We start from the raw sequence: 26,890 nt of genomic DNA on the forward strand, positions 1-26,890 counted from the left end.
TTAGTTAAAAATCACTTAATTTTGCTGCTGCATTTTCTCCAGCGATACGTCCACTATTTAAGCAGAATCCCATTGTATTTCCTGGTAAAGTAAATGGATAACTATCTCCAAAAATATTACAAGCATCTGTTCCAACAGCATAAAGGCCTGGAATCACCTTATAATCTTGTGCCATAACTTCGGTTTTATGATTAATAAGGATTCCACCTAATGAACCATATGCCCCAACATTTTGACGACAGCAATAGAATGGTCCTTTTTTGATTGGATTCATATATCTCCTATCTTTCTCAAATAGTTCATCAAATCCTTCATCACACATATCATTGTATTCCTCTACTTGAGCTACTAATCCAGCTACATCAATACCTGCATTTTCTGCTAATTCTTCAATAGTTTCACCTTGAGATATTGGCTCATATCCAGCTTCTATATCTCTTTCCCATTGCTCATCAAACTGATCAAATAAGTCATGTGGATGTACATGGGATACTATTTCTGGCCCTTTTTTCTTATATTTCTTAAGCATTTTACTATCAAATATTGCATAAGCTACACTTCCAGGTTGTGCAGTAATTGCATTTCCAGTAAATGTTGTATTAGCAATCTGATCTTCTGGCATAAATCTTTGTCCAAGTTTATTTACCCATAAACATGGTTGACGAAATGCTCCATCAAGGATAAAGTGATTCATATTATCAGGTAATTGGTACATTAATTCCATATTACATGATGTATGACCTGCACCTGCTTCCCATGCCATTTTTATTCCATCGCCTTTCATACCTGGAATAGCAAAATTAAAAATAGTTTTTCCAAATTCATATCCTGTTTCATCTTTAATCATCTGAGGATTATCTCCAAATCCACCTGTTGCCAAAATAACTGATTTAGCTCTTGCTTCAATTTCTTCTCCTGCTTTGTCTTTGGCTAATATTCCAGATGCCTGTCCATTCTCCATTATTATCTTACTAACAGGTGTTTCAAAAATAATTTCAACTCCTAATTCTATAGCTTTTTCAGTCATTCTCTTTGTCATTGTAGAAGCTGAACGTGGCCCTGGCTCTCCCCCTCCTTCTGGTTTTACAACATGCCATGTAAATTCACCATCTGAATATGCTCTTGTATTTTCTGGTGCACTAAAAGCCCTTTGAACTCCAGCAAACTCAACTCCCATATCCATAAGCCATTCTATTGTATCTCCAGACTTAAAATAATAATCACGTACCATACGAGCATCTACATTGTAATGTGTAAAATACATATGCTTTCTAAATGCTTCTCCTGGAGTAAGTGATATCATGTGATTTTTTTGAATTGGTGATCCTATACCAAGTGGCCCCATTCCCATATTTGCAGCTCCACCTGTTGTATTTGATTTTTCAAACACAGTTACTTTTGCACCATTTTCTGCTGCTGAAATGGCTGCTGCTAATCCTGAAAGGCCCCCAGCAACTACAATTACATCTGTTTCTATACTTCTCATTATAATTCCTCCATTACTATCCGTACTTAAACTTAATTTTATCTTTCTGGCTTAGAGCCTTTAACAAAGTTCTTATAACTTTCCATACGTTTTTTATAATCTTCTGACTTCTTCAATTTCATGCTTATCTCAACAGTCTTTTTAATATCATCAGCATGTATAAACTTACCACTTAAAGTATCATGGGCATGTTCTAATTGCTCTTCTGGAAATTCAAATCTTACCTTACCATCAACAACTTTAACATCACCTTCTATTCCACACATACAACATACAGCATGAGTAGATTCTCTATCTAAGAAAAAGTTTCTACTATGACAATGTGGGCATACACCTTCTTCTCCTTTATATTCTGCATTCTCAATATCTTTAGCTGCTTTTGCAAGATTTAAGCCTATTTCACGAATCTTTTCTACCTTTTCATTATCCACAACAATTCCTGTAGAAAAAGGAAATACTTCATTATTTATAACTTTCCACATAGGTGTTAATGCTTGTATTGCTGAATCACATTGAAATCTTGTAACCCAATCTGATCCACCAATTCCTATATAAGAAATTACTTTATCCTTCAAAATTCTTGGATCTGGAGCTTTCCCTCCTGTTGTTTCTGCAATTTTAGCTGCTACAACGTTATTTCCTCTATCCATTCTTGGCCCAAAACGATCTCTTATTGCAAGGAACTTACTTGGTGCACCTTTACAGAAGATAGGATTTGCAAATAGTATTCCATCTGCATCTAACATTTTATCTAATAACCAATCAAAATCATCCTTTAATACACACATGTTACCTTTTCCTGTCATAAGTGAATTAACACATGCTGTACATCCAGTACAATGTTTTATTTCTAAATCTGCTAATTGAATAAATTCAACCTCTGCCCCTATTTCCTTTGCAGCCATTAAAGCTTCTTTGCACATAGCATCATTATTGCTGTCTCTTCTTCCACCTGAAATTCCTAATATCTTCATATTCTATCCCTCCATTTGTTTATGTGCTTTCAAAATTTTCAAACTATTTAGTATTCGTTAATATTTTAACACGTTAAAAATGGATAAAATATCTATTTTCATACCCTATTAGCTGCAATATTTTATCCACTTTTAATTGAAAATTTTCCTTCTATTAATTTCAAGATAATTTTTTACAGTTAAAATATTAATTTTTTACACATTTTTCTTATTTATTGCTTTGATAGTATTACATTCCTTTATTAACAATGTTATAATGCTATAATGTTATATTTCTATTACATCAACTACTATTTTTTACTATGGAGGCATTTAATGAATATAAATAAAGAACTTATAAATTTAAACGTTTCTTCAACTTTAAAACTTTCTGTATTTTCAATTGAAAACTTAAACATGTATTGGCATAACGGTATAGAACTAATATATGTGTTATCTGGTTTTGTCAAAGTTCAATGTGGTAATATACAATATAAATTACATGAAGATGATATTATTCTTATAAATACTTTTGAATTGCATTCATTATCAGGTACTGAATGTAAAATATTATCATTAAAAATTAATATTTCTACATTTGAAGCTGAAATTTCTCGCTTTGCTCAAAAAAGATTTAATTGTAATTCATCCCTAGAAACAGATAAAAATAGATTTATACCACTAAAACGTCTTCTTGCTTTATTAGTTAAAGCTAATATCAATCCTAATTGTGATATTGAACTTTTAAATAAATCATATATTTATGAATTATTATATATATTAGCTACCAACTTTAAAGTTGAAGAAATTAACACTTCTAATGATATAGACAAAAATTCAGAAAGAATAAAGAATATGCTAAATTATATAAGTGAAAATTATAGAGAAAAAATCTCATTAAATGACTTAGCCGATAAATTCTTTTTGTCAATTCCATATATCTCAAGAATATTTAAAGAATTTACAAGTCTTAACTTTAGTGAATATTTGATGGAAGTTAGACTTTCTCATGCAGAAAGAGATTTAAGTAACCTTAATTTGAAAATTGAATATATTGCAGAAAAAAATGGTTTTTCTAATACCCGTTCATTTGTTTCTGCATTTAGAAACAAACATGGTTGCCTACCAAGTAAATATCGAAAAATAATAGATAGACATGATTCTATTACTGAAAAAGGAATAACTGAAAATATAAATTATTTTGATTTACAACATAACACATCTTTTAGACATTTAGTAATTTATCTAAAACAAGATTCTATTATCTCAAATGAAAATAATTCTAACACTAAAATTTGTGAAATAAATCCAATTAACACTTCATTAAATGGAGTTCCTTTGGAGCATACTTTTAAAAATCTTGCTTGTATTGGAAAAGCAAAACATGTATTACTTTCTGAGAATCAAAAAATACTTCAAGAGCTTCAAAAAGATATTGGATTCAAATACATAAGATTTCATGGATTGCTTGATGATGAAATGATGTTTTATTCAGAAAATGAAAATGGTGATCCTGAACTTTGTTTTACTTATATTGATTCTATAATAGATTTTTTTCTATCTATTAACTTAAAACCTTTTATAGAACTTTCATTTATGCCAAAAGAGCTTGCAAAAGATCCTGCTCGTACAATGTTCTTTGTTAGTTCCATCATAAGTTTTCCTAAAAATATGAAAAAGTGGACTTATGCTATAAAACAACTTATCGAACACTTTATATCTCGTTATGGCAGAAAAGAAGTTGAATCTTGGCCTGTCTTCTTGTGGAATGAGCCTGATTTCAAAAAGATGTTTGGTTTTGAAAATCCAAATGATTTCTTTGATTTTTATAATAAAACCTACAAAACTGTAAAAGGAATAAGTAAAGATATCCTATTTGGAAGCTCTCCAGTTTTTTCTGAAACTCTAGAAGGATCAAATGACTGGTTAGATACATTTATGAACCTTTGTAAAGAAAATGATTGTTTGCCTGATTTTATTAACATGCATTTTTATCCTATGAATTTATCTGGTTTAGATGCCACCACTATTTCAAAGGAAGCTCATATAAAAATGAGAAAATACCTTGTATATGCTGAATCTGAAAATGCATTAAAAGAAAGTATTGAATCTATCAAAAAAAGATTAAAAGAAAACTCCTGGAAAACTGACAAGCTCTACTTAATTAGTTGGAATTCTTCTATATCACATAATGAACTTTTAAATGATACAGTTTTTAAAGCAGCATATATAGCTAAGAATATATTAGAAAACTATGATTCTCTTGAAAGTTTTGGTTATTGGCAGTTATCTGATTTAAATGAAGAAGTGAAAATGAAAAATCAATTGTTTCATGGTGGACAAGGTCTTTTTACTTATAATAGAATAAAAAAATCTCACTATTATGTTTTCCAAATGCTTAACAGTCTTGGAGATAGATTGCTCGAAAAAGGTGATGGATACTTTATAACAACAGATGGATACTCAATTCAAGTAATACTGTATAATTACCAACATTATTCACGATTATATGCCTCTGGTGAATTATTTGACATGACTTTCAAAAATAGATATACTCCATTTCCAAAGCAAAATAATTTAAAAGTAATTCTTCCTCTTACCAATCTTTCTGAAACTACATATAAATTAACAGAAACTATTGTAAATAAGCACTATGGAAGTTCTTTTGACAAGTGGATAGAATTAGGAGGAATGCCTATAGATAATGATAAAGATATTGAATATTTAAATTCTACATCTCTTCCAAGAATTCAAAACAGAATAGTGACTGCTGAAAATTATTTGTTAACAATAACTGCAGAATTAGAACCTCATGAAGTACGATTAATAGAATTAAAACCACTTAGTACAAAAACCCCACCACAATACAGTTCTGTATAATGGTGGGGGATAATCTTGGAGTTACAATTCTATTTTTTACTCCATATTCAACTCTAGCAATAAGTACATTTTCCAAATAATAAAAAATGCAGACTTTTCAAAGTTTATCTTTAAGATTTAACCTCAACCCCATCAACTACTAATTTAATATCGCTATATGTAATATCTGCATTTCTTGCTACAAACATTCCTACATATACATAATTAGGATCAATACTTGTAAGTTTAAAATCAAATCCTCCTGTTATAGTTGTTTCATTCCCAAAAGTACAAGCATAGCCATCTGAATTACTTTGAATAGAAAGATTTACAGTATCTCCTGCAGAAATTGGATTTTTACATGTCCCCCCCTGTGTAAGGCCTCCATTTTTTCTTGCAAAACAGTTCCAAACATTTCCTGCCTTTGTAAGCTTTAAAGGTCCTGCTACAACATAATCACCAAGAGCTTCCATTGTATTGTAATCAACATACATTTCATCTCTAGCCATAAGTCCAAATGATACTTGATCATTTAAAACTAATTTATTAATTTTAGCTTTTGCTGTTAATGTAAATTTACTGTTTACAGGAACTTTATAATAATACATTGCAATCCCATCAGATGTACTTGCTATTTTCCCCTTATTATTTGATACTGCAATATGCATATTTCCTTCACTATCTTTTTCAATTACTTGATTTTCTATATTTGCATCCACTCCAATGTCTCCAAATACAGTACCTTTCCAAATACCATAATCTTTCCATAAAATACTTTGTTTTAATTTCCCTGTATATGATGATGTTTTATAATCAGGATTAGAAAATAAAGAATCTTTTTTAATTGGAGCATTAGTCTCAATCACATGCTCTGAAATTCCAGCTATCCTCAACTCTTTAATTGCCTTTGTTATAAAATATGCATTGTATTTTGCTCCCCAAATATTTGTATGTGTATTATCTACACTTACTGCTTTTGAAGATGTCCAAGCATGGAGATTCAGAGTTTCATTTGGTCCTAACTTATCATATAAAGATTTAGTTAATGAAGTCATATCAACTACTGGTATATTAAGTGTTTTCCCCAATACTTTAATAGCTTTACTATAGTCTCCACCTACAAATTCTCCAAAATCTTCTGTAATATGAATGTTTGTACCACTCCACTCACCTGTCTCTGTTCTTCTAACAATAGGAGTACAAAGTATTACTTTACATCCTGCTTCCTTAGCTGGTTTAATATAATTTTTATACAAAGAATTAGCAAATGAACCTTCATCTAAATATGTTCCATTTGGATTTGTATACCTTTCCACTTCTGTTTTTTCATCATTATGTCCAAAACCTACAAGTAAATAGTCTCCACTCTTCATCCCTTTAAGTAAGGTACTATACTGTGGCTCAACTGTAAAACTTTTCGAACTTCTTCCTGATAATGCAAGATTTTGTATTGAAAATGATCCATCAAGATAATTCCCAATCTGAGTTCCCCAACCATATCTTGGATAATAGTAATTATCATTAAAACTACTTACTGTTGAATCACCAACAATCCAAATGTTTGACTGATTAGTAACTTCTCCTTCATTTAATTCTTTAATATTATCTTCACCCACATTTCTCACTCCTGTTGGCACTTTTTGTTGATTCTTACCTTCTGTATCTCCATTACAATCTTCTTTTGCTATTCCAGATTTTTGTTTTAAAAATGTACTATTAAGATAATTTTCAATTTGATTGTTCCATTCACTTACTGGATAGTTTTCATTATCTGTAATACTGTTTGAATCTAAATCACTATCAATAAAAACATTTAAAGCATTTGAATCACTAGAGTCCCCAATAATTAAATTATCTGAATCCTCAGTGCTCACTATATCACTTGATGATGTACTAGAATTTTTAGAAAATAGTAAATTTCTAATACAAAACACTGTAGCTATAATTATTATTATAGCTATTAATGATGTAATGTACATTTTTAACTTACTTCTCATTTTATAACTTTACCTCCATAATTAACTTTTGTGCTTGTTTACTAATGCTAATTATAAAGTCTGACACAATGTCATAGTCAATATAGTATTACTCAATCCCTATTGGAACACTAATTAAAATATATTGTATCTCCTGATTATCTTCTATAACAATATTAATTACAATTCCAATAATATCTCCATCTATTTTTAGATTATTTTTCTTCATATACTTTAGTGGTTCATTTAACAAAACCTCTTTTAATCGTTTACCATTATACCTATGACTATTTACTGCACTTAATGGAAGTTTAGCTAAACTAAATAAACATTTCCTTTTTTCATATCTCTCTGTATATTCATTTTCTCTCATTTTGTATCTATCTAAATCAGCTAACTTTATTGCCCACCCAAAATTTAAAATTATATTATTCTTTTCTACATCTTCTTTTCTTATTAAATAAACTCGTTGAACTTCTGGTGATGAATACAAATAATCTTGTACAGTAATTATCCTTTTATTTTCTTTTAATAATCTATCTCCACTTTGATAAAGAACATATGATAAAGCAACACAATCTTTTATATAACATGATTGTTTAAACACCTTGACTTTTTTCATTAAAATTAAATCATCTTTCAATCTGTGTCTTAAATTAGTTAGATAATCAATCTGCTTGTCCATTTCTTCTATTCGATTTTCATATGCATATATTAATTCTGACATTTGACTACTTTTTATATTTGCTATTTCTGTATGAGTAAAGCCATATTTCCTCAGTAATATTACAGCCATAAATTTTGTTATATCATCTTCACTATAATATCGATAATTATTATTCTCAAATCTTTTTGATGTAATATATCCCATCTTCTCATATCTTCTTACTGTATTTGTAGAAACATTAAGAAGGGTAGATAGTTCACTAACTTTGTATTTCATTAAAACCACCCTTAATATTTTCATTTTTAATAATATCCATATTTTAATTATAAGTGATTATCCCTTATCTCTATAAAACTTAGTAAATTAATTTCACTTAAATCTTGTAATTATATAAAAACACTACCACATTAAATAATTTTATACAATAAAAATTCCAACAAGAGTGCTTTACTTGTTGGAATTTTTATTACAGCTATCTTATTATATAATTATTTTTTTCATTTTCTCATTTATACTCTATATTTCCATCATAAAAAAGAAATATTATTAATAGCATATCTCCTGAAAAATCTTTTCAGTCTCCCTAATAGGATATATCACTTATAGCAAGTTTTAAGAGAGTTGTAGTTAAAACTGGTAAATAATACTTCTTAATACCAGCAAGATTTGGATGTGTGCCTGAACCATTATTACCTGGTACTCCAGATGAGTTTAAATTATTAAATGTATAGGAATCTTTCATCTCAATATTTCGAGTATCAAAATTAGTATTCCCAAAAACATCTGCAACTATAACTCCCCACTTTTTACATGCAGCTAATTCAACTTCTCTCATTGCTAATTGTGTCTTCCAATCACGTGACCCCAGTTTATGTACTGCAACATAAACTATCTTTGCACTATGCCATTTATTTTCCATATCATATAATGTTTTTTCAAATGAACCTGCAAACGTCTTAGTATCGAACTTTGAAGAATCTTTTCCTTCTGTCACTGTTCCAATATTATATAATGACGTTCCTCCATTATTGTAGATATTTTCTGCATCATTTGTTCCTCCATCAAATACCACATAGTCAGGATTCACTAAAGATGCTGATTTGACTTGATTCATAATGTATCCTCCCATAGGATCTGTTGCTGCCGAACAAATTACTGCACCATTTCTTGCATACTTTTTCAATTTCATTCCTTGATTTTGGGTAACAAAATCCACAAAACTAAGAGGATATTTATGTCCAGCAACAATACTATCCCCAAATGCATACATTGTTTTTCCTTGCAAAACATTTTGATAATCAAATTTCTTATCAAGTAAAGTATAACCATCCTCTTCCATTCTTGTTGCATTAGATGTGGCTGCATTAACAATAGATGACTCTAAACTTACCATAATAAGTAAACTAGCAACACCTATTCCTTTAATTAGCTTAAATATTTTCATCTTTTTAATAAGCATTATAATTTTCACATCCTTCTTCTAAACCTATTTCTTTTATATTATCATCAAATTATCTGTATTCGTTAGCACCTATATCAGCTGAAGAATTATATAATGTATTTCCCCAAAAATCTTTTCCTCCACTCCAAATAGATATTCCCTTATTAATACATGGAGATGTACTTTTTAATTTATATCCACTAAGTGAACTAAAAGCTGTACCAACTGGACCACCATCTTTTCCTGAACCTGGTTTAACTAATTGAGGATCAGCTATTATTGCATGACCATCTGAAGAAGGTGCTGATACTCCATAGTAGCAATTATAATCATAGGTTACTTTTGTGCCAGTACTAATTGCTGGTCCACTTACAGCTGAATAGAATATATTATTCCTTATTTTATACGTACCCTTATTCATAGTAGTTTGTCCACCTGAAGAATTCACCAATTCAGAAGAAGCAATGTTAGTATACAAAATATTATTATATATATCAGCAGTAGCCTTTGAGTCTGAATGCAAATTTAAAGCTAACTTTTTGTTATTTTGAAGTATATTATATCTTATTGTAGAGGATCCAAACCCAAATTCACATAAAAGGATCCCATCTCCATTATCATGTACATAATTATTTTGAACTATAATATTTGTGGTTCCTTTATCAGGGTCTATTCCATTAGAATCCGCTCCTCCAGCTTTTTGAGTAGTATCAAAAGTTTCATTTTTTTCACATGTAATACTATCACAATAATACATTTCAATACCACATGTACCAGCCCCTGCTACAACATTATTTTTGATTGTTCCACCTTTTACATCTGTCATATATATACCATTACATGCATGATCTGAACCATATTGACTAATATAATTATCTTTAATTGTAACATTTGTATGTGGAGTCCAATTGCTATCACCAGCTGACTTTCTCACTCCCCAGGAGGTTCCATTATCAATTTGTTTCACAATTATTCCACCAAAAGAACAATCTTTAATTTTACAACCTTGAACTAGAATATCATTAAAAGTAGTCTTAACATGAGTTGTAGATGTATTTTGCATATCAAACACAATTCCTCCTGTACGTTTTGAAGCATCCCACCCAGTTCCATAATAAATTCCATTCTCATCAGCCTTTGATCCACTAATCCATCTTACCTCACCATTTACATCATGTATATCGCAATTCTTAATATAAATATGATTTATAACTCCATAATCATCTCCATTAACAGATATGCCACGATAATCTCCATAATCACTAGCTTTATTTGTAACTTCCAAGTTATTTATTTCCCAATAAGACTGATTATAAAAATAAATAGTGTTATGCTTGGTTCCATTACCTTGAATTATTGGTTTGTTTCCTGTTCCATACATATCAATAACTATTGGTGCTCCGTTTATCCCAGATCCTTTTGCATAAAGTTGACCTGTCCAAATTCCACCAGCTTTGAAAAGAATCTTATCTCCTTCACTATAGATTTTACTATTAACCTTTGTTAATGATGCCCAAGGAGTATTAGAACTTGTCCCATTATTGCTATCACTACCTTTCACAGAATCCACATAATAAGTTTTATTAATTGCAAATGCATTAATAGGAGTTGTAAATACTTCAATACCTGCTATTAGTAGAATTGAGACAATAATCAACATAGTTATCTTAAATAATTTTTTTAACATTTCAGCACTTCCTTTCTTTATTTGAACAAATTGCGTATTAAATATTAACAGTTTTTGAGTTATTATTATTTTTGTACCTTTTCCAGTTATTATATCCAACTGTATTATTTCCCCAAAGATTTTCATATTTTAACCCTGTTAATTCCTCTACAACATGACGTGTTTCATTATCTACTGCTCCCTTATCTCCTCCATTTTTCAATCTTTCTATTTCTCTTTTTAATATTTCATGTGATTTATCTGTTACTTTAAATTTATATGATGATATAATACCTACTATAGTCAATATTATAGGTACCACTGCTAATATAACTACTATAGCTGTTATAGCTGTTTTAGGTTGTTCTGTTCCCCCTGAAATAAATCCAAATTCCTCCAACATAGCACCTACTAAAAAAACTGACAATGCTTGTGAAGCTTTACGTAAAAGGCTCATAAGTCCAGCAAAAATACCTTCTCTTCTATCACAAGATACTATTTCATCTACATCTGCAATAAAGGTATAATTATTCCAAGGTATACAATATATACCTCCTCTTGCTATTCCAGCTATTACTGATGCTACATATAAAACTATTATTGCATTTGGAAGCGTTCCATATATAATAAAGAACCCCAAAATTGCCACTATAGCCAGAACTGATTGCATTCTAAATGCTTTGCTTGGGCTATATTTCAATGTTAGAAATGTTGCTAATGCTACTCCTGCAACTTGTAATCCATTCATTATTCCTAATAAATTTGATGCTACAATAGAACCTTTTATAAGAGCAAAAACTATAAAATAAGTAAATACGGCATTAAAAACATCTTGTGCAACAGATCCACCTAAATACATCCCAATATGTGCCCTGAAACTTCTTATCTTAAAAGTTGTAGTAAAATCTATAAATATCTTTTTAATATTTTCACCTATAGAAAGTTTTTCTTTATTAGCATCTGTTTCCATGGAAAGCACTTCTTCTGGAGATCTTTCCCAAGTACATTTGTATACAAATATTAAAGCTACAATGAAAGCACAAGTGAAAATTATTCCTGTATATAAGAAGGATTTTGACGATTCTTTCCCTAAAACTTGTATAAGTCTTCCTGGTAAAAATCCTGCTATTAATGATGCAATACTAGCTATATACATTCTTGCACTTGTAAGTTTTGCTCTTAATTTGAAATCAGAAGTCATTTCTGCTGATAATGTGTCATAAGGAATTAATATCATAGAGTATACGATTTCAAAACCTATATATGTTACAACATAATAAATATATGAAAATCCACTTACCCACATTAAAGAATAAACAGAAACTAATGGAATAGCTAAAAGTAAGAAAAATCTTCTTCTTCCAAACCTCCTTCCTATCTTAGTCTTATAAAAATTATCTGTTATAAATCCCATTGTAGGACTCATTATAACATCAACTATACGAGCAATTGCAAATATAGATGCTCCTTGCATTGGGGTTAACCCACAAAATGTTGTGTAAAAATATAAAAGCCATGCACTTGTTAATGTAAATCCACCAGAACCTATAACATCAACTAATCCATAACCAAAATAGTTAATAAATTTTATTTTTCTTTCCTTCATAATGTTACACTCCTCTTTATGAAATAATATATAAAAGCTTATTTTATCTAATTAATTATACCAACGATTCCCTACCATTTTACTCACTCTGCTATATAAGTATTTTTTAACATATAGCAGAGTAACAAATCTATCTACTTTCTTATAGAATCCTTCCAATCAGCATCAATTGGGGGAAGCTCCTCACCACTTGTCAAATAAATTCTATCAATCCTAAGTTGTGACCTTCTTGCTAGTATTGAAAATAAATGTTCACCTATTGATAATTCTATATCTGATAGAAGGCACCAATAATATACTTGTGCAGTATTATAGGTATGCAGATTTCCTTTTCCAAATTGCTCTACTAGCGGTCTTACTTCTCCATCTATAGACAAATAACATGAATCTGATTTTCCATTATGATGCCTAATCAGCATCCAAACATGGTAAATCCCTGCATTGCTAATTTCTAATTTATAATGCATTCCTGGAGAATTTTCTGGCTCTTCCCAAAAAATATCTGGCTTAGCAACATGCATAGCAAAACCTGTTCTTCCATTAGTTTCTGCCTGCAGATGACTCCATAAAATATCTCTTCCATCTTTACTAGGTGTAAGATAAGCATTTTTTGAGTTCTTCAAAGCATATTCAGCTTCAATAGCTAATACTCCATCTCTTTCTACAAACATGCCTGTTCCAAATTCATTTATAATATTCTTTTTCCCATTAACCCTCCATAGCTCTTCATAACGTTTTTCTCCTAATATTGTCTGATGATAATTTAGGCATACTTGGAAAAGCTGTTCTACTTTGAAGAATTCTCTTGTTGCATATAGAACATTTGGTAAAGGGACTTCCTCTTCTTTTGTAATATAAACTTCATTACAAATTTGTTCTAAGCCTTCCCAATCTACATTTGGACCCTCCATTCCATACTCTATAACATCAATATTATTATGTTTGCTGGTAATAGGTCCTAAGTTTGATGTTTTTTTCTTGCTAGTATAAATAACTAGTTTGCTAATAGTCACATAATTATCTATCATATAAACTTTTAAATTATGTGTGCCAGCAGATATTCTAGGAAGCTTCATATTTAATTTTTCACCATTATCCATTATACATTCTTGCCATTCCCCCTTCCATTCATCATAGATGTCAGATTCTAAAATAATAGGTTCATCATCATCAATGCCAATCCCTAATCGAATTCTCCCCTTAGAGTTCAGTGTAAGAAAACGATATATTTCCAAAGTAAAACTTCCACTTTCATTTAAATAAATTTCATATTCTAAACAAGGATTATTCTTAATGTTTCCATCCATAGGGTATAGTTTCGAATTCCATGTCATCATAGCAGCCCCTTCATACCTACCAATACCTGGCACTGTTATCCAGCCACATCCTTCTTTTTTACTCTTTGTACTATAACAAAAGTTGTTCTTATCATATTGAGCTGCTTCCATAGATATATATCCATCAGCCTCTATATACCCTGCGTAATTATTTGGAAGTAAAATATCTTTTTCTACTTGAACCTTTACTGGAATAGCAGTACCATTTCTCAAATCATTAATTATAATAAGACCTTTCATACCTGCATGTTCTTTGGGATTTATTACTGATACAAGTATTCTCTTTTCTGTTTGTATAATTCCTTCTACTTGTGATATAGAAATCCAATCAGCCCCCTCCTTAACATCTATGTTGAAAGAAACATTTCCCTCTCCCTGATTTCCAATATCAATCCATTTCTGCCTTCGCCCATAAATTGAAAACTTAAGTGTATCTTCTTCATTCCATAAATCCACTCTTATAGAACTTCCTTCAATTTTTAATGCTGGCTTTCTTTCAGGATACATTGCAGTAGGTGGTGGTGGAAATTTTTCTGGTGTGAGTATTTCATCCCATTTACCTGAACTCATCTTTTTATTATAAAAATGAAGCATTCTTCTTTTATTATTCATCATCCTTACCGAAAGCTCCACATATCTATCAGCAGCCTGCATATTCCCACGATTAAAAGAAAGAACACTCCTATCTGCATAATAAAATTCATGATTTGTATAGTATGAAGCATGAATTTTCATTAAAAATAGTTGAAAAAAGGCATCTTGTTCTTCTTTAGGAAGACTGTTAAGAATTACATTTCCACGCCTAAAAATATCCTCTAATTTCATCAATCTACGTCCTGCTTCATCGCCATATATAGTTTGTGAAAAAGCATTTGATTTCATATGTTCAACTTTTCTCACATTTGTCACTTGTGCAAATATTTCATATAATTTTGCAACTTCAACTCCATGGTTACCTGAAAAATTTGAATCTATCCAATGCTTAGTAAATTCAAGAGTGTCCTTTGTAATTCCCTTTTCTTTACCTGCTTCCCATCCATATTTCAAGAAAAATTCCATGTCTTGTTCTAGAGGTTTTAGCCCACCTACATTTAGAATCCACAATTTTCTTATTCCTGACTCATAGGATTTTTTTAATTCATTCCCAATATGAGCTAATGGAATAGAATTTATAAATAAATAACTCATTCCTGTTCCTGGATTTGCCCAATAAGAACAATGATAATAAAGTCCATTTCCACCACTGCGTTTTTGCTCCTTCTCATTAGGATAACGCCGCATATATCCAAAATTATCATTTGCCCAAATAAGTGTCACATCATCAGGCAACTCTATTCCTGAGTCATAAAGACTCAGAACTTCTTTATAAGGGATAAATGTTTTCATTGTATCTTTTTCTTTTTTCTCTCCAAGTACATCCTTAATAATTTGCTGTTGATCTTTTATTACTTTTCCTAAAAGATTAATCTTTGCTACTTTCTTTTCTTCCTCATTCATAGAAATATCATTATCTATTTCACATGTAATAAATCCAGAATCATGGATTCCTCTCATTCCCATGGTATAACATACTTCATAATTTTTATTTTTTTCAACACTTTCCTGCCAGTACTCTTTTAAAATCTCTCGATTTCTTCCTTTAATCGAGTAATCGTATACAGCATCATTAAAACCTTTACTTTCGATCCATGGTGCCCATTCATTTTGATTACTTCTAAGTAACATATCACAATGAGAAGTTCCCACAACAATTCCCATTCTTTCTGCTAGAGCTCCATTTTCAGGATTTTCGTTAAAACAATTTACATGCATTGCTGGCCAAATGTAATTTGCCTTCAATCGAAGAAGAAGCTCAAATACATTTTTATAAGTAGCTGGTCCAATGGTATCATCAGAAGTATGTAGCTTGGCCCAATTATTAAGTTCCTCTTCATCATTAAGAAAAATTCCACGATATTTAATGGATGGCCAATCTACCTTTGCAAAATCTTTAGCAATACAAAATTTTTCTTTTTTCTTAACAGGAACATCTGCCCAATAGTACCAAGGGGACACCCCTATTGATTCACATAAATCATATATTCCAAAAATTGTCCCTCGTCTGTCTGTTCCAATAATATAAAACACATCATCAACTACTTCTTGAAGAAAAGCTTCCCAATGAAAAAAACCATTCTCTCTTTTAAGTTTTTCTACTGATAGTTTCTTATTTTTTATAATTTCTGTTATAGTTTTATTATTCTCTATAGTCCCAATTATAATCTTGCACTTATCAATATCTTTTGAAAGTATAACCTCACAACCACACACACATTGAATATCTCTTAAAAGATTTTGAACTGCAATTTGTACTGCACTGTTTTCTTTTTCAGATATAAAAACATGTACTATGTCAGTATTTTTTAACAGCTCAAATTTATTATTTTGTACCATATAATATAACCTCCATTAAAGCTAATGAATTTTAACCAATTAGTTCTTCATTAGTTAAATTATATATTAATATATAACAATAATCTTTCACTATATTGTTGTTTTACAATCTTTGTTATACAATATTGCTATAATATATTGGAGGTAACTATATGGATATTGATGTATATAATTCTCATCCATTATTTTCAATGGACTATATTAAATATGACTCAGAATATGACATGCCTAATATTCATCATCATAATTCATATGAATTATACTTTCTTGAAGAAGGCTATCATAATATTTTGATAAATGATTCTGTACATGATGTTACAAAATATGATGTTGCATTGTGCAAACCTAACATATTTCATAAAAGTCTAAAAAAAATTAATTGTGCTAGAACATGCATCTATTTTACAGATCGTTTTTTAAGATTACATTTTACAGAACACTCAATTAAATCTTTATTAAGTTGTTTTGAAAAGGAAGTAATATCCCTTAACAAAGAAATTTTTCCTCAAATAAAGAAGCTTATGTTTTTATTGCAGAAAGAAGATATATCAACCTCTGACAATCGTATTTTTATCTATTTAGCAAATATTTTAAATATATTGAATGATAATAAAGAATCTCTAAGAAAAGAACATATTCCTTCAACTTATACAAACTTTTCTCCAATATTATCGTATATAAATGAAAATTATAATAAGATAAGCACTCTAGATGAAATAGCAAATAAGTTTTACATTTCAAAATTTTATTTATGTCATTTATTTAAAGAAAATATAGGTCTTACTCTAGTACAATATATAAATAAAATAAAAATACAAAATGCTTGTGATATGCTTATAAATACTACCCTATCTATCTCAGAAATAGGCGGTGTATGTGGATTTAATTCATCTATGTATTTCTGTAAAACTTTTAAACAAGCATTATCTATAACTCCAAGTGAATTTAGAAAAAAAGCACTATAAATTTATATTTTAAAATGATAGATTTTTATTATTAAACCTATCTAATTCTTATATTACCGATTCTTTTTGATAAAAATTATCATTTACATTTCCAAATATTAATGTATAATTTAAATGTAAATAAACAAGCTATAATGAAAGTCTTGTTTTGAAAGGGGATAATTTTATGACAGCATATATGATTACATATTTTGTAAGTGATACTTGTGGATGTGGTCATGAGCATAATCACGAACATGAGCATAATCACGAACATGAACATGTAGAATCTAGTGAAGATAATATAATCACAAAGATAAAATCTTTAGGTGCTTGGGCTAATTTCATGCCTGAAGGATATCTAGTTAAAAGTACTTTATCTGCCCAAGATATATTAGAAGAGCTTAAGACTGTATCAAATCCAGGAGATATATTATTTGTAACAAAAACAGATGCAGAATCTTGTGCTTGCCAAAACCAAGCAGTTATAGACTGGATTTCAAGATAGTTTAAATAAGCAAATTAAGAGAAGCTTAAGCTTCTCTTAATTTGAACTTTAATTTAATAATATTTTCTTTACCTTATTATACTTTTCTTATATCAAGTTCATAGCAAAGTATAAAATCGGTCGTAACATTAAATAATTTTGCTAACTTTAAAATATTCTGTGTTGGTGGAAGTACAAGATTGGATTCATATTGAGAAACTGAAGATATTTTAACTCCTAAATATTTTGCAACATCTTCTTGACTTAATCTATTTATTTTTCTCAATTGTTTTATTCTCTTACCTGTTGTATCTTCATTCTTAAAGAATTCAATAGATTTAATTATACTTCTAATCTGTATAAGAATTTTTTCAAAATCAGAAGTTTTTTCAAAATAATTTTGAATATCTAGATTTTCAAGTAATGCTAAACCTGGAATAGATTCAGCATACCCTGTTAAAAGCAAAATATAGATGCTATTATTAAATTTTCTTATTTCCTTTACTATATCAGCTCCATTAAACTTATCTATATAATAATCTAAAATAAGAAGATCAAAATTCTTTTCTTGTAATCTTTTTAATCCATCAATAGAATTTGAAAAACCTTCAACATCGTACTGTTCTTCAAGAAAACTTTTTAATGATTCAACTATACCCAAATCATCATCTATAATAATTATACTTATTTTTTCTTTATTCATTTATTTAGGTCCCTTCTTCATTTCTAAGCAATTGGTATGTTTATATAAAAAGTAGTTCCATTATCAGTACTATTAAAATATATCTTACCATTAAAACTTCCTTTTATGATTGATTGAGATATATATAATCCTAATCCAGTTCCATCTTTACCTTTGGTAGTAACCATATTTTTAAATAATTTTTCTTGTATTTCATTAGGAATTTTTTCACCTAAATTTTTAACTGAAAATATTATGCTATTATCTTCTTTATAAACCTTTAATATTATTAATTTTTTCTCTTCACTTGCTTCAATTGCATTATTTATAATATTATTTAGCACTTGAATAAGAGAATTAATTTTTCCATTAATTTTTGTTAAATCATCAATATTAATATCTTTAACTAAATCACACTTATGACTTTTTACTTCAAATGCCATAAGCAATGTTATTTTCTCCAAAACCTCCTTTACAGTAAATGATAAATTATTAGATTTTTCATGATTTTCATCTAATTGCCCTTTTATTGCATTCATTATATCTGTCATGTAAATTAAATATTCTTTATTTCTATTTTGCCAGTGGTTAATCTCATTTATTAGATGTTCTAAATAGTTATATTCCATATCTGAACAATTTTCTTTAGCATATTTATGTATTTTTTCTATATTCCTTTTTATGATTGCATTTCCACCACCAATACTCATTAAAGGTGTCTTCAAATTATGTGCTACCCCACCTATAAGTTGACTTAATGATCTAAGTCTTTCCTTTTCAATTAATTGGATTTGATTTTCTTTTATAAGTTCTAGGTTTTTTTCGTGAGTTGTTATATCTTTAAATAAAAGCATTGTACCAAAAAATTCTTTTTTTATTTTTACTGGATTAGCTTGTATTTCAAAATACTTAATACAATTTTCACTATTTAAAGATATTTTCATACTTTTAGTTTCATTTTCTGACTTATATATAATATCCACTATTTTTTCTTTATAATCAAATATTTTACTGTTTCTAAGCAACTCATAAAAATCTCTATACTTACTCTCTTCATCTGTCATAAAATTTTTTCTAAATAATGAATTAGTTTTTACAATATAAAGTTCTTTATCTAATACAACAAAAGAATCAGATATGAAATCAATTATGTTCTCAAATGCAAAATTGTATTTATCAAATTTGAATCTAACACCTAAAGCCCCATTTTTATACGCAAAAAAAATGAAACTAAAAAAAAGTATAGGTACTATTAAATCACAACATCTCCAATTGTCATCTACTCCTAATGCTCTAAAAATAATATTAAAAAAAATTATATATAGCATACTAGGAACAATTATAATTATATTTAAAACCTTATATGTTTTCATTAACCTTGATTTCTCTTTTAAATATGAATATATAAGTAATACAATTGAGAATGTCATATATGGAATAATCCATATACCTATTATTCTAAAATACAAAATAATTTCTTCTGTTGTTTTCAAATAACTACTTTTTAATGGTATAAGTATAAAGCTTAAAATTGGTGGTATAAGCAATAACCCATAAATTACCTTTTTATAGTTTCTTGAGATACTTATATACGACATTCCATATAACAAAGCAAAATATGGTGATAAATTATGAGAAATAACAGAAGCCAACGCATTGTAAAAATATATTTTACTCATCATACTATCAGCAATAGTGTAATTAATAACAAAATAATTTTCTACAATAACCACTGAAAAACCACCTAGTCCCACCGTAAATAGAAATGCACTTAGCCATATTGTTGATTCTGTTCTATTATCATTTAAAATAACTACCAGTGCTGCTATCCAAATTGATAATACAGTAAATATCATACTTATACCCTTTCTTTTATAAACTCTATAGTTTCTTTTCTTATTTCATTTTTGTACAGAACTATTCCAGAATGCCCGCATTTAAACAACTGTCTTTTAGGCTTCCCCCAACTTTCCCAAAGGATTTTTGAATCTTTCTCTAAGACATATTTATCATACATACCAGAAGCCAAAAATATTCTATCTAAACTTATTAATGGTTTTCTTGTACTAGGGTTTATTACTCTCCAAGCTTTACTTAATAAATCATTAGAAAACTTATGTTTTTCAAAATCTTGTCTTATGAACTTTCCAGGTATACTTTTAAAAGTTACAAAAGACAAATCATTTGCATAAAATAAAGAAATTAATAAATCAATTTCTTTCTCAAATTCAGATACTAAATTTGTTACAAACCCACCTAAAGATAAACCAATCAAAATAATTTTGCCTTTATTATTATTTCTTATAAATTTTATTAATGCTCTAATGTCATTTACTGACTGCTGCACTGATTTAATAGTCTTATTTACATTAGCACTAAAAAAATATTCTCCATTAAATGCTGTTTTTGGGCATCTATCCAAATGATATGGCAAAATATATCGATAAATATTATATTTTTCTTTCATGAAATCTTTTAAGAATAAATTTTCTAGCTTGTCCAGTTTACTTGTTCTCCATCCATGGATCATAATAACATTAGTATTTTCATTATGAATATCCTTAAATAAATCATAATAAAATATAGCTTCTTTATTACATTCTTCATTTTCAATTTGACTTAAAAATTTTAATTTCCCATGTATATAATCATTCTCTTCTATTTCATTTTTAAATTCTATCTTTGGAAGCTTTGGCTCAAAATATACTTTTGAATCACTACTATTAAATTTAATAACTTCCTCTTCATTATAAAAAAATTGATCTATAACACTATAATCTTTATGTAAATCATACAATCCATAATGATCTCCAAGATTAGATATTAATTTTTTCAAAAATCATACCTCCCATTTTATATCTACTTTAAAAATATTTTCAAATATATTATACAAGAATATTTTTCAATAATATATATTTTTTACATTTTTTTCTTGACCACTTCAATTAAATTGAATATAATTATCTTATAAATTATGCAAGTCAAGTTATAATATTTCAATTTGATTGAAACTAGTTTTAGAAATTATACTATTCTTCAAATAGAAATTTTTAATTAAAACCGCAAAAAAGTAAATGAATAATATGGGAGGAAAAGCCAACCTTTGATAAAAATTTTATGCTAAAGGTTCTAGGTTTAGAGAATACATGAAAACATCTGAAATATTCAATTTAACATTGAAAGAATTTGAAAATGAATTATCACCTTTAAATCATGAATATGTAATACAAGTATATAAAAGTAGCCTAAGAGCATTTATACGTTATCAAGAAATGGCTGACTTTGTTGGAAAAGATGAATTTTTAAACATAAATGAATTTTTCAATCTTAATAGAGAAACTAGCACTGAATATCAGGAATACTTAAAAGAATTATTTCCTAAATAAATTTATATTTATACTATGTATAATAAAATCATTAATACATAATAATTAAACCACATAAATATTAAAATTTTAAACGTTAAGGGGTAAAAAATATTCTTACCCCTTAATTGTAGTTTTTTATAATATAAATTACTTTTCCATATTTTTTTGTATATCTCTACTGATTCTTACATATCTATATCTCTCCAACCTATTCTAAAGCTTATTTTCCAAACAACTATATTTGCCACCAAAAGTATAAACACAAATATCCCAAGAAATATAATATTGTTTCTAATAGATACATGTATTGCAGAAAATATTCCAATAAGAATCATTGTAAAAATTCCTGGAGCTATAAGTTTACCACTATCAGTTACAGCAAATTTCACACTAAAAGGCATTGTCTTATTTGACATTTTAAAATATATTAATGCTGATATCATAAGAACTAAAAACATTGCAATTAAGTCTATGATTATTGATGGGCCCTTTAATATTAAAAAGACTCCTGCCACTAATAAATAAATTGGTATAACTAATTTAAATAGAGTTCCTTTTATTGCTCCTTTTAATATTATTCCTGGGTCTTTTATTGGTAACACCTTGTATATAAAAGCACCTTTATAATTATCACTATTATTTATATAAACTGTACAGAAACACAACATTAATACTGTCATATACATTAATAAATGTACTTTTCCACCAAAACTTGTTTGAATGGTTTCCCAAAAGGATTTTCTTCTATCAGTAAAAATGAATAAAATTGGTATAAATACACCAGCTGCAAGAGATGGATATACTTTAAGCTTAAAAGTTCTTTCTGTTGCAATCATATTTTTAGTAAATATAAACATACTTCTTTCTAATTTATCCCTACAAATAATTTTTGCCATAAATTCTTTTCTTCTACTTCCACCACTTACATTTCCTCCATTCTCATTTAATTTTTGAAGGTTCTTCTCAAAATAAGGTACTACTTTTGTAACATAAAATATAATCAGCACAATTGGCCCTAATATAGCCATTAGTGATAGAACTATTAAGAAATAATTTTTATCCCCATCTATTAATATTCCAAAAGGAGCTGCAAACCACATAGATGGAATCAAACTATGCCAAATCTTAGGTACATAATCAGTTTTTGTTCCTGTAATAGCAAACATTCTACTAAATAGCTGATATCCAAAAGTAAATACAAATGTTAATAATATTTGAAAGTAATTTATTATATCCTTTAATTTTTCTCCGTCAAAAAACTTTAAAACTAAAGTGTATAACAATGCTGTTAATACTATAACTATTAGCGCCGATAATATATTTTCTATAGTAAAAATCAAGAAAAATATCACTCCATATTTTATCGTTCCCAAAATTAAAGGAATGAAATTTAAAGATAAAGAAATCCCCATTAGATACAAACATATATGAGTAAGCTTGGCAGCATTGAAAGTTTTACTGTCTATTGGCTTTGGCAATAATATATTTTTTTCTTTTACATCTAATAGAACTGCTGAGAAATCTGATATCATAAGAGATACCATCATAAATAAAGTTACACCTATAACAATATTTATACTTCTGAAAGCTTCCATATTGCTCATCATTATTAATCCAATGAAAAAGCTTAAAAATCCATTAAACAAAAGTAGATATACATAGTTATTCTTATCATCATTTTCATCAGATTTTTTCCCATTTGTTAAAACTGTACTTACCCTACGTCCATCCATAGTTAATTTTATTTGTAAAATCATTCTCATAACATCATAATTAACACCTGATTTTTTATATAAACCTTGAAACTTATCTAATAGCCTTAATATTTTAAATTCTTTCATAGCTTATACCTCTTCAACTAAAGAAACAAATTCCTTAGCAATATTCCCATGTTCATTAAAACCTGTTAATTGATTGAATATTTCCTCTAAAGAACTCTCCTTTTTAATATTTTTAAGCTCCTCAAAACTTCCATCTGCAGCTATTTTCCCATTATTAATAAGTACAATTCTATCACTTACTTTTTCAACAACATCCATTATATGTGAGGAATAGAATATAGTTTTTCCTTCCTTTGCAAGGCTGCTCATGACTTCTTTAAATATCATTACACTATTAGCATCTAATCCACTTAAAGGTTCATCAAAAAATAATATATCTGGATTATGAATTAAGCTACATATTATAAGTAGCTTTTGTTTCATCCCTTTTGAATATGAGGATATTCTAGAATACATAACTCCTTCAATTGCAAATAGCTTCATAAGCTTCTCTGCTTTTTCAATAATTTTTTCTTGTTCTAACTCATATATTCCACCCAAAAAACTTAAATATTCATATGCAGTTAAATTTTCATATATATCTGCAAGCTCTGGAACATACCCTATTTTCTTCTTATATTCTACACTTCCATCACTTATATCTTGCCCAAATATTTCTACTCTTCCTTCATATCCTTCTACTATTCCGAGCATTATTTTTATAGTTGTACTTTTACCAGCACCATTAGTTCCTATATACCCTATTATTTGTCCTCTTGGAATTTCTAAATTTATTCCCTGAAGCACATACTTGTCTCCATAATTCATTTTAAGATCTTTAATTGATATTATACTTTCTAAATTCTCCATAACTTCTCCTCTTAAATACATGAAATATATAATCTAATATTTTGTTTTTGAAACGAAACATATTAATAACATACCAAACAAATTCTTATATGTAAATAAATAGAAACATATTTTTATAAACTACTCCTACTTTTTTGACACATCAATACTTTTTTTATATACTAGAATTGATTTTCACAAGTACTCACAATTGCATTGAATACTATAAATATTAAGATAATATTTCAATATTAAAGGAGCTTATTATGCCAATTTATAGATTACCAAGAGACTTAATATTTCCTGATCCATCTCTAGCAGAAGAAGATGGTCTTCTGGCAGTTGGTGGTGACTTATCCCCTGAAAGATTATTACTTGCATATGCCAATGGTATTTTCCCTTGGTTCTCAGATGATCAACCTTTACTTTGGTGGTCACCTGATCCAAGATTTATAGTTTACCCTAAGGATATTAAAATATCTAAATCTATGAAAAAGCTACTAAAAAAAAATACATATAAAATTACCTTTGACACTTGTTTTAAAGATGTTATCTCAAATTGTTCTAATATAAGAAAAGAATCTGGCACATGGATTACAAATGAAATGATTGATGCTTATTGTAGACTTCATGAACTGGGTTTTGCACATTCTGTGGAATCTTGGTATGAGAATAAGTTGGTTGGTGGGTTATATGGTGTAAGTATTGGAAAATGTTTTTTTGGTGAATCCATGTTTTCCACTATGAGCAATGCATCTAAAGCTGCATTTATCACTCTTGGAAATGTATTAGAACAAGAAAATTTTCTTATGATAGATTGCCAGATTCATACTCCCCATCTAGAAAGCTTAGGTGCACTACATGTTTCTAGACAAGAATTTTTAGAAATATTAAAACAAGGAACCTTAGCTCATCCTTTAACCTTAGATTTTAAAAATTTCATTATTAAACCAAACACATAATTAAAATCTAGTGGAGATTTACAGCAAGCGAAAAATATTTTGAAAAACTATTAAATATAAAAACATCAGTAAATAAAAAACTCAACTGGTTGTAAGTAGTTATTTTGTACTCACAACCAGTCTTTCTTTTTATTGCAGATTTATTTCTCTATCAGCTTAAACTTTTGCCATGGTTCAATGTAATTTAAAAGAAATACCTCATCATTAATTATATTTCCAACAACATTGGTTTTTCCTGAATTTTTCATATCAAGTCTCGCAATTTGCATTTCACCTGCATAATGTTCATAAAGTGAGCTATCAATAATAATATCACCTTTTTTAATATCTACTGGATTAAAGACCTTAAAATCATGCCCTTTATATTTGACTCTACTTTGAGTAGATCTAATAACATAATCTGATACATCTCCTCTATTAAAATGGAATTCTTCAAGAACTATTTTTCTTTCAATTTCAGGGATATTATTGTTTAATTCACATTTTAAAGTAATGCAATATGGGTCTATTTCGCTTAATTCCTTCAATTCAGTTTCTGATGCAAAACAATTTGCTACAATTACATCATCTATTAAATCCGTTGCCCATAAATGTTTTACTTGTGATACTATATTCATTTCTCTATGCATTTCAAGTGTACATAATCCTTCACTTACAGGCCATGGTCCATATTTCCCAGTATTTGAGGTCACAAATGCAGCTGTTCTCACACCTAATTCTTTATACTGTTTGCTAGTTTTTATAAAATGATCATAACCTAAACCTGTATATCTATGAGGATAAAAGTTATGACATCCCAAAATATTTTCAGCATTCGGCTTGTATGACATTATGTTATCTATATACTTAGTCCCATTACTCATATTAAACTCTATTTTTAAATTTTCTTTATTAAATGTCATTATGGCTTCTTCATTTCCTGAAAAACCTTCATCAAGTCTTATTCCATATAGACCAATTTTCTTAAATTCACTTAAATCTTGATAACTTATTTTAAGTTCTTCAAATACCTTAGGGCTTATATCTGCAATAACCTCCATGCCATAATTATTAGCATATTCTATAATTTCTCTGAATTCTTGCATTATCTTTTCTCTATCACCATCAACTGATAAAAGGCATGTAAATACTCTTTTGAAATTATATTTTCCTGCTAAATCTATATAATTTTTTATTTCTTCAATAGAATTATGTATTGGATATATTGATATTCCTAGTTTTCTCATACTACACTCTCCTCATCTCTAATATTTATGTTCTTGTATATTTTTATAATATCCACTTCATTACTACTATGATAACATTTCCCATAAAGTAATAGAACACTTCTTCTCTTTCGTAAATTGAAAAAGTAACTTCCGTTTTTTAAGATAACCGGAAATTAGTTATGCAAAGAGTTTGATATAATTAAAAT

The 26,890-nt window shown here is 28.5% G+C and carries 19 protein-coding genes; 5 read left to right on the top strand and 14 right to left on the bottom strand.

Annotated elements, in window-relative coordinates:
* Positions 1-4 precede the first annotated feature (4 nt).
* Together NNC19_RS11590 and NNC19_RS11595 are read right to left on the bottom strand one after the other, a co-directional pair.
* Positions 5-1,486 carry an FAD-dependent oxidoreductase gene (locus NNC19_RS11590; protein WP_310938815.1) on the bottom strand — a complete coding sequence of 494 codons (1,482 nt, stop codon included), beginning with the start codon at positions 1,484-1,486 and terminating at the stop codon, positions 5-7.
* A gap of 38 nt (positions 1,487-1,524) precedes the next feature.
* A complete protein-coding gene (locus NNC19_RS11595; RefSeq protein WP_310938816.1) occupies positions 1,525-2,460 on the bottom strand; it encodes a flavodoxin family protein in 936 nt (311 codons plus the stop codon).
* A 315-nt stretch (positions 2,461-2,775) separates the two neighbouring features.
* Between NNC19_RS11595 and NNC19_RS11600 the strand changes: the two genes are divergently transcribed.
* Positions 2,776-5,319: a GH39 family glycosyl hydrolase gene (locus tag NNC19_RS11600; protein WP_310938817.1), complete on the top strand. Its 2,544-nt coding sequence runs from the start codon at positions 2,776-2,778 to the stop codon at positions 5,317-5,319.
* A 110-nt stretch (positions 5,320-5,429) separates the two neighbouring features.
* Here the strand turns inward: NNC19_RS11600 and NNC19_RS11605 are convergent, their stop codons facing one another.
* The 6 genes from NNC19_RS11605 to NNC19_RS11630 form a co-directional block, all read right to left on the bottom strand.
* Positions 5,430-7,295, bottom strand: a complete 1,866-nt coding sequence (locus tag NNC19_RS11605) for a GDSL-type esterase/lipase family protein (protein WP_310938818.1) — start codon at positions 7,293-7,295, stop codon at positions 5,430-5,432.
* An 88-nt stretch (positions 7,296-7,383) separates the two neighbouring features.
* Positions 7,384-8,217, bottom strand: coding sequence for a MerR family transcriptional regulator (locus tag NNC19_RS11610; protein WP_310938819.1), 834 nt, complete (start codon positions 8,215-8,217; stop codon positions 7,384-7,386).
* A 307-nt stretch (positions 8,218-8,524) separates the two neighbouring features.
* Positions 8,525-9,385, bottom strand: coding sequence for an SGNH/GDSL hydrolase family protein (locus tag NNC19_RS11615; RefSeq protein WP_310938820.1), 861 nt, complete (start codon positions 9,383-9,385; stop codon positions 8,525-8,527).
* A 67-nt stretch (positions 9,386-9,452) separates the two neighbouring features.
* A complete protein-coding gene (locus NNC19_RS11620; RefSeq protein ID WP_310938821.1) occupies positions 9,453-11,069 on the bottom strand; it encodes a right-handed parallel beta-helix repeat-containing protein in 1,617 nt (538 codons plus the stop codon).
* Positions 11,070-11,106: 37 nt separating this feature from the next.
* The gene (locus NNC19_RS11625; protein ID WP_310938822.1) at positions 11,107-12,654 is read right to left on the bottom strand and encodes an MFS transporter; all 1,548 of its coding nucleotides are present in this window, start codon (positions 12,652-12,654) and stop codon (positions 11,107-11,109) included.
* A 134-nt stretch (positions 12,655-12,788) separates the two neighbouring features.
* On the bottom strand, positions 12,789-16,424 hold the full coding sequence (locus tag NNC19_RS11630) for a glycosyl hydrolase 115 family protein (RefSeq protein WP_310938823.1): 3,636 nt from the start codon (positions 16,422-16,424) through the stop codon (positions 12,789-12,791).
* Positions 16,425-16,576: 152 nt separating this feature from the next.
* Between NNC19_RS11630 and NNC19_RS11635 the strand changes: the two genes are divergently transcribed.
* On the top strand, positions 16,577-17,389 hold the full coding sequence (locus NNC19_RS11635; protein WP_310938824.1) for an AraC family transcriptional regulator: 813 nt from the start codon (positions 16,577-16,579) through the stop codon (positions 17,387-17,389).
* Positions 17,390-17,555: 166 nt separating this feature from the next.
* Positions 17,556-17,876 carry a hypothetical protein gene (locus NNC19_RS11640; RefSeq protein ID WP_310938825.1) on the top strand — a complete coding sequence of 107 codons (321 nt, stop codon included), beginning with the start codon at positions 17,556-17,558 and terminating at the stop codon, positions 17,874-17,876.
* Between the two features lie 76 nt (positions 17,877-17,952).
* Here the strand turns inward: NNC19_RS11640 and NNC19_RS11645 are convergent, their stop codons facing one another.
* Genes NNC19_RS11645 through NNC19_RS11655 form a run of 3 tightly spaced genes read right to left on the bottom strand, consistent with a single transcriptional unit; the run spans position 17,953 to position 21,373 of the window.
* A complete protein-coding gene (locus NNC19_RS11645) occupies positions 17,953-18,558 on the bottom strand; it encodes a response regulator (RefSeq protein ID WP_310938826.1) in 606 nt (201 codons plus the stop codon).
* 23 nt (positions 18,559-18,581) lie between these two features.
* Entirely contained in the window at positions 18,582-20,393 is a 1,812-nt protein-coding gene (locus tag NNC19_RS11650) for an ATP-binding protein (RefSeq protein WP_310938827.1), read from the bottom strand.
* Between the two features lie 2 nt (positions 20,394-20,395).
* Positions 20,396-21,373, bottom strand: a complete 978-nt coding sequence (locus NNC19_RS11655; RefSeq protein ID WP_310938828.1) for an alpha/beta hydrolase — start codon at positions 21,371-21,373, stop codon at positions 20,396-20,398.
* 310 nt (positions 21,374-21,683) lie between these two features.
* On the opposite strand from NNC19_RS11655, the gene NNC19_RS11660 reads away from it, so the two are divergent.
* On the top strand, positions 21,684-21,923 hold the full coding sequence (locus tag NNC19_RS11660) for a hypothetical protein (RefSeq protein ID WP_310938829.1): 240 nt from the start codon (positions 21,684-21,686) through the stop codon (positions 21,921-21,923).
* Positions 21,924-22,090: 167 nt separating this feature from the next.
* On the opposite strand, the gene NNC19_RS11665 is transcribed toward NNC19_RS11660, so the two are convergent.
* On the bottom strand, positions 22,091-23,746 hold the full coding sequence (locus tag NNC19_RS11665) for a hypothetical protein (RefSeq protein WP_310938830.1): 1,656 nt from the start codon (positions 23,744-23,746) through the stop codon (positions 22,091-22,093).
* Positions 23,747-23,749: 3 nt separating this feature from the next.
* A complete protein-coding gene (locus tag NNC19_RS11670; protein WP_310938831.1) occupies positions 23,750-24,535 on the bottom strand; it encodes an ABC transporter ATP-binding protein in 786 nt (261 codons plus the stop codon).
* A gap of 245 nt (positions 24,536-24,780) precedes the next feature.
* Here NNC19_RS11670 and aat point away from each other — a divergent pair, with 245 nt between their 5' ends.
* Complete coding sequence (gene aat / locus NNC19_RS11675) at positions 24,781-25,476, top strand: leucyl/phenylalanyl-tRNA--protein transferase (protein ID WP_310938832.1); 696 nt, start codon at positions 24,781-24,783, stop codon at positions 25,474-25,476.
* 140 nt (positions 25,477-25,616) lie between these two features.
* On the opposite strand, the gene NNC19_RS11680 is transcribed toward aat, so the two are convergent.
* The gene (locus tag NNC19_RS11680) at positions 25,617-26,702 is read right to left on the bottom strand and encodes a MupG family TIM beta-alpha barrel fold protein (RefSeq protein ID WP_310938833.1); all 1,086 of its coding nucleotides are present in this window, start codon (positions 26,700-26,702) and stop codon (positions 25,617-25,619) included.
* Between the last annotated feature and the right edge of the window lie 188 nt (positions 26,703-26,890).

Origin of the sequence: Clostridium sp. SHJSY1, assembly GCF_031626875.1 — a bacterium.
Taxonomy (GTDB): domain Bacteria; phylum Bacillota; class Clostridia; order Clostridiales; family Clostridiaceae; genus Clostridium.

Coding starts and splice junctions, on each gene's coding strand:
- NNC19_RS11620 (WP_310938821.1), bottom strand. CDS start 11,069: ATGTTAAAAAAATTATTTAAGATAACTATGTTGATTATTGTCTCAATT.
- NNC19_RS11650 (WP_310938827.1), bottom strand. CDS start 20,393: ATGATATTTACTGTATTATCAATTTGGATAGCAGCACTGGTAGTTATT.
- NNC19_RS11590 (WP_310938815.1), bottom strand. CDS start 1,486: ATGAGAAGTATAGAAACAGATGTAATTGTAGTTGCTGGGGGCCTTTCA.
- aat (WP_310938832.1), top strand. CDS start 24,781: ATGCCAATTTATAGATTACCAAGAGACTTAATATTTCCTGATCCATCT.
- NNC19_RS11600 (WP_310938817.1), top strand. CDS start 2,776: ATGAATATAAATAAAGAACTTATAAATTTAAACGTTTCTTCAACTTTA.
- NNC19_RS11615 (WP_310938820.1), bottom strand. CDS start 9,385: ATGAAAATATTTAAGCTAATTAAAGGAATAGGTGTTGCTAGTTTACTT.
- NNC19_RS11625 (WP_310938822.1), bottom strand. CDS start 12,654: ATGAAGGAAAGAAAAATAAAATTTATTAACTATTTTGGTTATGGATTA.
- NNC19_RS11645 (WP_310938826.1), bottom strand. CDS start 18,558: ATGAATAAAGAAAAAATAAGTATAATTATTATAGATGATGATTTGGGT.
- NNC19_RS11670 (WP_310938831.1), bottom strand. CDS start 24,535: ATGGAGAATTTAGAAAGTATAATATCAATTAAAGATCTTAAAATGAAT.
- NNC19_RS11665 (WP_310938830.1), bottom strand. CDS start 23,746: ATGAAAGAATTTAAAATATTAAGGCTATTAGATAAGTTTCAAGGTTTA.
- NNC19_RS11595 (WP_310938816.1), bottom strand. CDS start 2,460: ATGAAGATATTAGGAATTTCAGGTGGAAGAAGAGACAGCAATAATGAT.
- NNC19_RS11680 (WP_310938833.1), bottom strand. CDS start 26,702: ATGAGAAAACTAGGAATATCAATATATCCAATACATAATTCTATTGAA.
- NNC19_RS11635 (WP_310938824.1), top strand. CDS start 16,577: ATGGATATTGATGTATATAATTCTCATCCATTATTTTCAATGGACTAT.
- NNC19_RS11640 (WP_310938825.1), top strand. CDS start 17,556: ATGACAGCATATATGATTACATATTTTGTAAGTGATACTTGTGGATGT.
- NNC19_RS11660 (WP_310938829.1), top strand. CDS start 21,684: ATGAAAACATCTGAAATATTCAATTTAACATTGAAAGAATTTGAAAAT.
- NNC19_RS11630 (WP_310938823.1), bottom strand. CDS start 16,424: ATGGTACAAAATAATAAATTTGAGCTGTTAAAAAATACTGACATAGTA.
- NNC19_RS11610 (WP_310938819.1), bottom strand. CDS start 8,217: ATGAAATACAAAGTTAGTGAACTATCTACCCTTCTTAATGTTTCTACA.
- NNC19_RS11605 (WP_310938818.1), bottom strand. CDS start 7,295: ATGAGAAGTAAGTTAAAAATGTACATTACATCATTAATAGCTATAATA.